At 64.6% G+C, this 9,462-nt stretch carries 6 protein-coding genes; 1 reads left to right on the top strand and 5 read right to left on the bottom strand.

Annotated features, from left to right (window positions below; translation table 11 throughout):
- Window positions 1-260: 260 nt before the first annotated feature.
- From ABIB06_RS27485 to ABIB06_RS27505, 5 genes are all read right to left on the bottom strand, one after another.
- Complete coding sequence (locus ABIB06_RS27485; protein ID WP_354069466.1) at window positions 261-2,651, bottom strand: bifunctional diguanylate cyclase/phosphodiesterase; 2,391 nt, start codon at window positions 2,649-2,651, stop codon at window positions 261-263.
- A 167-nt stretch (window positions 2,652-2,818) separates the two neighbouring features.
- On the bottom strand, window positions 2,819-3,292 hold the full coding sequence (locus tag ABIB06_RS27490; RefSeq protein WP_354050979.1) for a hypothetical protein: 474 nt from the start codon (window positions 3,290-3,292) through the stop codon (window positions 2,819-2,821).
- A gap of 210 nt (window positions 3,293-3,502) precedes the next feature.
- Window positions 3,503-4,480, bottom strand: a complete 978-nt coding sequence (locus tag ABIB06_RS27495; RefSeq protein WP_354050977.1) for a hydroxyacid dehydrogenase — start codon at window positions 4,478-4,480, stop codon at window positions 3,503-3,505.
- Between the two features lie 12 nt (window positions 4,481-4,492).
- Window positions 4,493-6,346, bottom strand: coding sequence for a TRAP transporter large permease (locus tag ABIB06_RS27500; RefSeq protein ID WP_247347868.1), 1,854 nt, complete (start codon window positions 6,344-6,346; stop codon window positions 4,493-4,495).
- A 22-nt stretch (window positions 6,347-6,368) separates the two neighbouring features.
- On the bottom strand, window positions 6,369-7,400 hold the full coding sequence (locus ABIB06_RS27505) for a TRAP transporter substrate-binding protein (protein WP_354050975.1): 1,032 nt from the start codon (window positions 7,398-7,400) through the stop codon (window positions 6,369-6,371).
- A 430-nt stretch (window positions 7,401-7,830) separates the two neighbouring features.
- Between ABIB06_RS27505 and ABIB06_RS27510 the strand changes: the two genes are divergently transcribed.
- A complete protein-coding gene (locus tag ABIB06_RS27510) occupies window positions 7,831-9,309 on the top strand; it encodes a caspase family protein (RefSeq protein WP_354050973.1) in 1,479 nt (492 codons plus the stop codon).
- Window positions 9,310-9,462: the final 153 nt, after the last annotated feature.

Below are 9,462 nucleotides of genomic sequence, written 5' to 3' on the forward strand. Positions count from 1 at the left end.
TCATCCCTGGACGGTCCTTCGGACCATCCGGGAATGATCGGGTCAAGCGCTTTTCGCGCATGCCCGCTGAGCAAGGCGATCGCATTTGAAGGGCAACTCGGCGAACAACTACCCTGCGGCCATCCTTCGAGACGCCCGCTTGGGGCGGGCTCCTCAGGATGAGGACGGAGTGTACGGCAGCAGTTCAACGGGCGCCGATGCCGCTTAGCCTCGTCCTGAGGAGACCGCGAAGCGGTCATCTCGAAGGACAAGGCGCGCGCTCAGGCGGCGTTGAGCTGGGACGGTTCGACGGGCACGTCGAACAGAATCCGCTCGATCGGCTGCGGGCGGCCAAACAGATAACCTTGCGCGAAATTGACGCCGAGCGCCTTCAGCCGCTCGTACTCCTCGCGGGTCTCGACGCCCTCGGCGGTAACCGACATGTCCAGCCCGCGCGCCAGCGTCACGATCGAGGAGATGATGGCGGAGCTGCGCGGCAGATGCGTGAGGTTGCGGATGAACGATTTGTCGATCTTGATCTTGTCGAACGGGAACGCGGTCAGATAGCTGAGCGACGAATAGCCGGTGCCGAAATCGTCGAGCGCGAGCTCGATGCCGATACTCTTCAACCGCTCCATGAAGGCGTGGTTCTCGACCCCGCGTTCAAGCAGCACGGATTCCGTGATCTCGATCTCCAGTCGCTGCGGCGGCAGCCCGGAATCCGCGAGTGCCGCGCTGATCATCTCGAACAGCTCGGCCTCCTTGAACTGGATCGGCGACAGGTTGACGGCGAGTGCGAGGTGGGAGGGCCAGCCGGCCGCGTCCGCGCAGGCGCGCCGCAACACGAATTCGCCGAGCGGCACGATCAGTCCGGTTTCCTCCGCGAGCGGAATGAACTGGTCCGGCGGAATCAATCCGCGGCTCGGATGCCGCCAGCGCACCAGCGCCTCGAAACCGCGCCGCGCGCCGCTGAGGGCGTCGACGAACGGCTGGTAGTGCACCTCGAGCTGGCACTGTGCGATGGCGTCGCGCAAATCGCCTTCCAGCGTGTTGCGGGCCTCGAGCTCGGCCGACATCGCCTTGTCATAGATGGTGAAGCAGTTGCGACCCGCCGATTTCGAGCGGTAAAGCGCAAGGTCGGCCTTCTTCAGGAGCTGCTCCTGGTCGCTGCCATGATCGGGCGCGATCGCAATGCCGATGCTGGTGCCGATCTCGACGCGGTGTCCGGGAAGCAGGAACGGCTCGGCCACGAGCTTTGCGATTCGCCCGACCAGTTCGGTCGAGCAGACGCGCTGATCCTCGCAGGCCTCCTGGATGATGGCGAATTCGTCGCCGCCGAGCCGGGCCAGCACGTCGCCGGTGCGCACCGCGGATTTCAGCCGCTGTGCGACCTGACGCAGCAGTGCATCGCCGGCACCGTGACCGAGCGAGTCGTTGACGTTCTTGAAGCGGTCGAGGTCGAGCATCAGGATCGAGAAGGTCGGACCGCCGTCCTTCAAGCGGCCGTTGAGCTCGTCGAGCCGGGCGAGGAAGAAGGCGCGGTTCGGCAGTCCGGTCAGGATGTCGGTCTGGGCGAGTTCGAGCACACGCCGGTTCGCCAGCGACAGCCGCTGCGAATTGCGGCTTGCGAGCCTGAGATAGATCGAAAGCGACAGCGTCAGCAGCATGCCGACGATCAACACCGCGCCCGCGCGATCGTACGTCGTCTCCAGCGAACCGCCGGCAGCCGGTATCGCGCGCACTTGCCAATCGGTGTCGCCGATCTTGAGATTGCCCGACCAGTGCAGGGCCCGCGCGACATCCCGCATCGACTGCGGCGCCGTGGCAGCCGACGAATAATCCGGCAGCATTTCCTCCAGGCTGACGATCTGCCCCGTGAACGGCGGATAGACGTTCACGCTGACCGCGGGGCTTGCGCCGGTGGTCACGCGAATGGACTGGATCAGCAGCGGCAGGTCGAACACGCCGACGACGAAGCCGGCGAGATTGCGGCGCCGGTCCACGACCGTGTCGCGCGACGTTGCCTTGGCGTAGACGGGAATGGCGACGAGGACGTCGGGCAGCCGGCCGCCCTCCTTCGGCTCGTAGAGGCGGGTGCGAATGGCCGCGACCCGATCGGCGTCGCGCGCGCGCTCGAGAACCGCGCGGCGCTCCGGAACGGTCGCGTAGTCCATGCCGTAGACCGAAGACGTCTTCGGCTGGGTCGAGTAGAACACCGGAAAATACTCGTCGCTCTGCGGCGCGCTCGCGAACGCATCGCCCTGGAGCGACTTGATGCGATAGCCGGACACGCCGTCCGCGATCGCCGCGGCCTCGTATTCGGCACGCTCCTTGCGGTTCACGCGCGGCACCCACGCGATGCGCAGCATGCCGGGATGGCGTTCGAACAGGCGGGCGCTGAAGGTCTCGAATTCGCTGCGGGTGATCTCCTGGTTGGTCGATTCGAACAGCGTGCGCAGCGCGACGAGCCTGGAGATGTACTCGCCCATGCCGTTCTGCATGACGATCGCTTCGGTTTCGGCCGCGTTCTCGAACTCGATCTTGTTGACGCGGTCTTCCCATCGCGCCACTGCGGCCGCACCCGCAATCGAGAACAGAAGACCGATTCCGACCGCGACGAGCGCAGGACGATACAGCCCGAGCAGTGGCGCGGCACGCCACCATCCGGTCATACGTCCCCGATCCTGATCGTTCTGATCGCGACCGTCCATTCCAGAAACCGCCGTCCCCTCTCCCCGGTCAACCGAACCTCTGGTTGAGCCGCCGGAGCCACTATCGGAACAGGACCGCAGTTAAGAACTGCTCAATTTCGGAACCCGGCCGTTCCGCATGACCCGGCTTAGTTAATGAAGTGCGGGATGATGCGAACTTTGTCGACGTAAGTTGCCGGTTTCCCCGGAGTAGTACGGAGCCGTCGATACATCGCCGATTCATCCTGCGGAGATAGCTTTCCCGAAGCTCTTCCCCGCACCCGGCAAGACTTTTCCCGATGTATCGCGCGCGCGAGCCTGCTGCGCGCCATCAACGATATCGGCCGCTTCGACATCAGCGGCAGCACCGTCACCGTCGGCATGCGGATGATCGAACCGAAGGTGTTTTTGACGGTGACCCCGAAGGACGGGACGTTCAGAGCGGTGGACCGGCTGTAGAGCCGGATTTGACGAGACTCGCCTACCGCTTCGAAAGAGATGCGTTCCCTCCCGTTGTGGGTCAGGGCTATCGCACAGGAAGAAACATATGGCTGGAAGCTCGACTGCGGCCATCCTTCGAGACGCCCGCCCTGCGGCGGGCCCTCAGGATGACGGATGAGCATGCGGCAGCATTTTCAACGCAGATGGATGCAGCTGAGCCTCATCCTGAGGAGGCCGCGAAGCGGTCGTCTCGAAGGACGAGGCGCTCGCTCAGGCGCCGCTGAGACGTCATATGCGATAGTCCTGCCCACAAGGGGAGAGGGAACGGAGAAGCGTGCGTTTAGTCGTGTGCCAAGCTCAATTCGACCTCAACAGATCACGCTCGCAGTCGATCAGGGCCGCCGCGTCCAGCGCTCGGCGTTGACCGCGCCCTGCGGAATCTCGCGTTTGACGATCGCTTCGACCTGGCGCACGGTTTCCAGCGACTGATATTCGATCGCCTGCGGCGTCAGCCCACCGACATGCGGCGTCGCGATGACGTTGGGAAGCTTCGCGAGTTCCGGCGCCGGCATCTGGTCTGGCGCGCGACCGACATCCATCGCAGCGCCTGCGATGCGGCCTTCCAACAGCGCCTTCGCAAGCGCCGCCTCGTCGACGAGGTTGCCGCGCGAGAGATTGACGAAGACGGCGTGCCTCTGCATGCGCGCTAGCGCCGCCTGCCCGATCAGGCACTCGGTCTCTTCGTTCGCAACCGCAAGGCAGACGACATAGTCCGACCCGGCAAGGAGATCGTCGAGACCGACCTGGCGGATCGCAGCATCGCTGACTGTCGCGAAGGGATCGGAGACCAGCACCTCCATGCGCAGCACTTTTGCCACCTCGGCGAGGTAACGCCCGATGCTGCCATAGCCAATGATGCCGATCTTGCTGCCGGCGAGCTGACGGCCCATCCGCGCTTCCGGCTTGCGGCCGGCCTGGTAATCGGCCGTCGCCCGCGATACGCCGCGGGAGAGATCGACCATGAAGCCGAGCGCGAGCTCGGCAACGGCTTGCACGAAGCCAGGCCCGGCGCGGGTCACGAGCACGCCGGCGTTCGAGGCCGCCTCGACATCGACGTTGCGGATGTCGACGGCGCAACGGACGAAAGCGCGCAAGCGCGGCAGTTGCGCAAAGATTTCGCCGCGGCCCTCGGTCATGCGATCGGCCACGATGATGTCGATATCTTTCGCGGCGCGAACGAGGCCGGCGGCGTCCAGCGTATCATCGCTCTCGTGCAGGACCACCTCGGCGGTCGCGCGCAGGCCGCTCAGGCTGCGATCACCGTAGTAGTTGCGGCGCATCTCCGGCGTGTGGGCCAGCAGGACTTTCACGGCAACACTCCTTCAGTAGCCGAACGCGCGCGGCAATGCCGTGCTGAGCCATGGCACGAACGCGATCACCAGCAGGCAAAGGAACAACAGGCCAAGATAGCCCATGATCGGCTTCACCGTCTGCTCGATCGGCACGTTGCCGATCAGGCAAGCGCCGTAGAGCCCGAGCCCGAGCGGCGGCGCGAACAGGCCGATGCCCATCGCGATCACGAGCACGACGCCGAAATGCAGGGGATCGATACCGAGCTGCACGGCCACCGGCAGCAGCAGTGGACCGAAGATGATCAGCGCGGCCGCGCCCTCCAGAACCGAGCCCATCACGATCAGCACGCCGATCGCGAGCAGGATGAACAACCAGGTGCCGCTGGTCTTTGACAATCCCAGCATGAAATCGCCGACCGCATGCGGCACCTGCTGCAAGGTCAGCGTGAACGCCAGCGATTGCGCTGCGGCAACGATGAACAGCACGAGCCCCGCGCGCGTCGCTCCCTGCACAAAACTATGCGCGGCCGATGTGAAGCTGAGCTCGCGGAACACGACGCTGCCGACGACGAGTGCATAGGCGACGGCAAAGGCCGAGATTTCCGTGGCGGTGGCAAAGCCGCTCTTGAAGCCGAAGAAGATCATGAAGATCAGGCCGAACGAGGCGATCGCGCCGCTCCACAGCCCCGACACCGGCATCTGCGGCTCGACGTCCTCGGTAGCAGCCGGAGTCTTGCCGAAGATGATAGAGACGGCGATCAGGGCCAGCGCCATCAGCGCCGCCGGCAACAGCCCTGCAACGAACAGGCCGCCGATCGACAGGTTCGCGACGAAGCCAAGGATGATCAGGTTGATGCAGGGCGGAATGGTCTCCGCCATCACCGCGGATGCCGCGAGCAGCGCCACCGCGCCGCCCGGATTCTGCTTGGAGCGGCGCGCAGCCGGGATCAACACGGAGCCGACCGCGGCGACATCAGCCATCTTCGAGCCGGAGATGCCGGAGAACAGCACCATCGAGGCCACCATCACGACGTTGAGGCCGCCGCGCATGCGCCCGACCCCCCGCTGCAACAGCTCGATCAGCCGCACCGACATGCCGTTGGCTTCCATGAGGTAGCCGACGAGGATGAAGAACGGGATCGCGAGCAGCACGAAATTGTCGATGCCGCGCGCCATCTGCTGGGCGAAGATCACGCCGGGCAGCGCGCCCTCGACCCAGATGAAGACCAGCGCGGCCAGCGCCAGCGCAAAGCCGATCGGCAATCCGCCGACCAACGTCGCGAAGAAACCGATCAGCATCAGCGTTCCCGCCGACGGCACCGTGGCGGGCGACAGATAATCCCAGGCGAGATAAAGGCCGGTCACGACGGCAATCGCAACGAGGCCTCTGACGATATCAGGAAGCGGCCTTGCGCAAAGATGGTCGATCGCGAACACCGTCATGAACAGCGCGCCGATGCCCATCGGATAGAAGGTCAGCTCCAGCGGCAAGCCAGATCCGGTGGTCTGGCCCGCCGTCAGCGAGCCGAGCTTGATGGCGTTGTAGGCGACGTAGCCCGAGATCAGCACCACCAGCAGTGAACTCGCGGCGTCGACCAGCGCGCGCAGCCGCACCGGAGCCAGATCGCGAAAGAAGGAGACGCCGACATTCTCGCCGCGCGCGAGTGCGCTCGCCGCGCCGAAGAAGGCCGAGCCGACCATCAGGCCGCGCGCGACGTCGTCGGACCATTCGACCGGCGCGTTGAAGCAGAAGCGCAGCAGTACGGAACCGCAGACAACGACGAGATCTGCGGCGAGCAGGATGGCTGCGATCGCGTCGCTGACGCGAAGCAGCAGTGCGATGCTCCCGTGGCGGCCGCCCGAGAGGGAGGCGGCGCCCGTCATCGCCAGCTCAGATTTGGCCATTTCAAGCTTGCGTGGCGCGGATGATGTCGATGACGACTTTGGATTCCGGCCGCGCCTTGATGAAGTTCTCGATCTGCGGCGCGACACGCTTTTTGAACGCCTCGCGGTCGCATTCGGCCACCGTCACGCCCTTCTCGGTCAAGGCCGACAGCGCCTCCTTCTCGACCGCGAGCCCATGGGTACGCGTGTCGGATGCGGCCTTCTTCGCGGCGTCGAGAAAGCCCTCGCGCAGCTTCGGATCCATGCGATTGTAGGTCACGTCGCTGAAATAGATCGCGAGCGGCGAGAAATTGTGCCGCGTCAGCGCATAGAATTTCGCAGTTTCGAAGAACTTGCTCGCCAGGATGGTCGGCGGATCGTGCTCCAGCCCGTCCAGCACGCCGGCCTGCAATGCCGTGTAGATTTCGCCGAACGCCAGCGGCGTCGCGGCGGCGCCCATCAGGCGCAGGCATTCCGTGATAACGGGATTTGGCAGGGTGCGGATCTTGAGCCCGGCGAGATCTTCCGGCGTCTTCACCGGCTTCTTCGCAAGGACGCTGCGTGAGCCGAAATTATAGGCCCAGGCGATGATGCGGATGTTGCTGCCCTTGAGCAGCGCGTCCTCGATCGGCTTGGCGGCGCCGGCGTCGAACGCCTTGGTCTGCTGCGGGAAACTCGAGAACAGAAAGCCGAGGTCATAGGTGCCGACCAGCGGCACCAGATTGGCCGAGATCGACGAGCCCGACACCATGAGGTCGATGACGCCGAGCTTCACCGAGTTGATGACGTCGATTTCCTGCCCCAACTGGTTGTCGGGAAAGAAAGCGACCTCGACCTGCTCACCGAGGCCGTTCGTCTTCAGGTTCTTCACGAGATTGTCGTAATAGACGCGGCCGTTGGCGAATTTGGGATCGTTCGGCAGCGAGGAGGAGCATTTCAGCTTCAACGTCGCGGCTTCGGCGCGGCCAATCAGTGCGGGGGAGAACACGAGGCCGGCGGCAAGTCCCGTCGACGACTTGATGAACGCGCGACGGTTTACGGGCACGATAAACATAATGCGGTCTCTCCCCAATTTTTATTTTTTCGCGCCGCGGTGGTTGCCGCAACCCGTTGCGCGGACTGTATGGCCAAAGCGATGGCGCAGGCAAGGCTTGCGGCCGGCCGTCGCAAGGCGGCGTGCAGCAAAAAGCAACGGCATCAGCGCGCAGCGAAATGACCATGTTTGTGCGGGATTCCCGATCAGATCGGCATGGGGCCCGAGGCTCGAAAGCACGCCTTCGCGCAGATCCCGAGATCAATCCAATTGGCGCATGGATCAATGCGCTATTCACATGGATGGCGCTAGAACGATGCTGCACCGGCTCTGGCAGACCTGCTGCCCCTTTTTGCCGCAGCTCGCAACGTGATCCAGTGCACAGACAGGCGCGTGGCGGCGACCTAGAAAAGGTGAGATCCTCGCGCGCATTGCCGATGGAGGAGACACCATGCCCCGTCCAGTCCTTCGCAATTTTTTCCTTGCCTCCAGCCTTCTTGCGCTCACGCAATTGACGACGCCGACGGAGGCCACGGCCGAAGCGCGGCTCGCGCTCGTGATCGGTCAATCGGCCTATCGCACCGTGCCGGAACTGCCCAACGCCGCCAACGACGCCAGGGGCATGACGGAGTTGCTCGGCAATGCCGGCTTCACCGTCACCACGGCGGCCAATCTCGGGCAGAACGACATGCGCGCGGCGATCTCGGACTTCGCCGGCAAGGTCAGCGCCAGCGGCGCCGACACGGTCGCGCTGGTGTTCTATGCCGGCCACGGTCTCCAGATCGACGGCGAGAACTATCTGGTGCCGGTCGATCTCGACCCCAAGCGCGAGGCCGACATTCCGCTTCAAGGCGTGCGGCTCAACGATTTGCTCAACACGCTCGGCGCGCTGCCGACGCGGGCGCGCATCTTCATGCTCGATGCCTGCCGCAACAATCCGTTCCCGGCCCTCAGCGGCGCCGGCCACGGGCTTGCGATGGTCGACACCAAGGCCGGCGCGCCCGGCTCCTTCATCTCCTATTCGACCTCACCCGGCGCGGAAGCCGAGGACGGCAGCGGCATCGACAGCCCTTACACCACCGCAGCTTTGACCGTCGCCAAGCAGCCCAATCTGCCGATCGAGGAAGTCTTCAAGCGCATCCGCGTCGCCGTGGCGCAATCGACCGACGGACGGCAGATCCCCTGGGAAAGCTCGTCGCTGACGACCGACTTCAAGTTCTTTGGCGGCGACAGCAGCGGCGATCAAACTGCGCTTCCCGGCGCATCCTCCATGGCACTTGCGAGCGGCACGCGCAGCCTCGATGACTGGCGCAAGGATTTGCAGGGCAAGCCGGCCATGGTCGCCTATGAGATCGTGATCACCGACGACACTGTGCCGGCGTATCAGGCCTATATCGAGTTGTACGCTCAGGACACCCGTACGCCGCGCCTGCGCACGGTGCTGGAGCGCCGGCGCCAGATGCTGGCCTGGGAGCGCGCCACCGCGATCAACACCCGCGCCTCGTTCGAGGCCTATCTGGCGAACTGGGACAACAGCGATCTGGCTGCGACCGCACGCAGGCTGCTGCTCCGCGTGCAGAACCGCAACTACGTCTTGCCTGCTGTGGTCGCGGCCGCTCCTGTCCCGGTCGCAATCGCGATGGCGCCGACCTGCCCGTGCTCCACGCCCTCGACACCGGCAACACCTGTCAATCCGACAATCGCGCCTGTGATCAAGAAGCGCGCCGACGACACGCCGCCGAAGCGCAAGGTCGTCGACACGCCGCCCAGGCAGCGGCGGCCGCCGCCTGATGAAGTGATCTACGAACGCGCGCCGCCCCCCGGTCCGCCGCCAGAAGCCGTCGGTGTCGGAATAGGCATCGGAATTGGCATGGGCATGGGCGGCCGAGGCGGCTACGGACGCGGCGACAATTATCGCAGCCGATACTGAGGCCCTCGCGAGATACGGAGGACAAATCTGTCCTCCGTCATTGCGAACGCAGCGACGCAGCGAAGATTCCATGGGGAGTGGATAGCGACCAAGTCTGAGGCCAGACTGAGGTTGCAATACCACCCAACCTGGAGACGACGATGTTGCTCGATC

It is taken from the genome of Bradyrhizobium sp. LB8.2 (assembly GCF_040548035.1).
Lineage (GTDB): Bacteria > Pseudomonadota > Alphaproteobacteria > Rhizobiales > Xanthobacteraceae > Bradyrhizobium.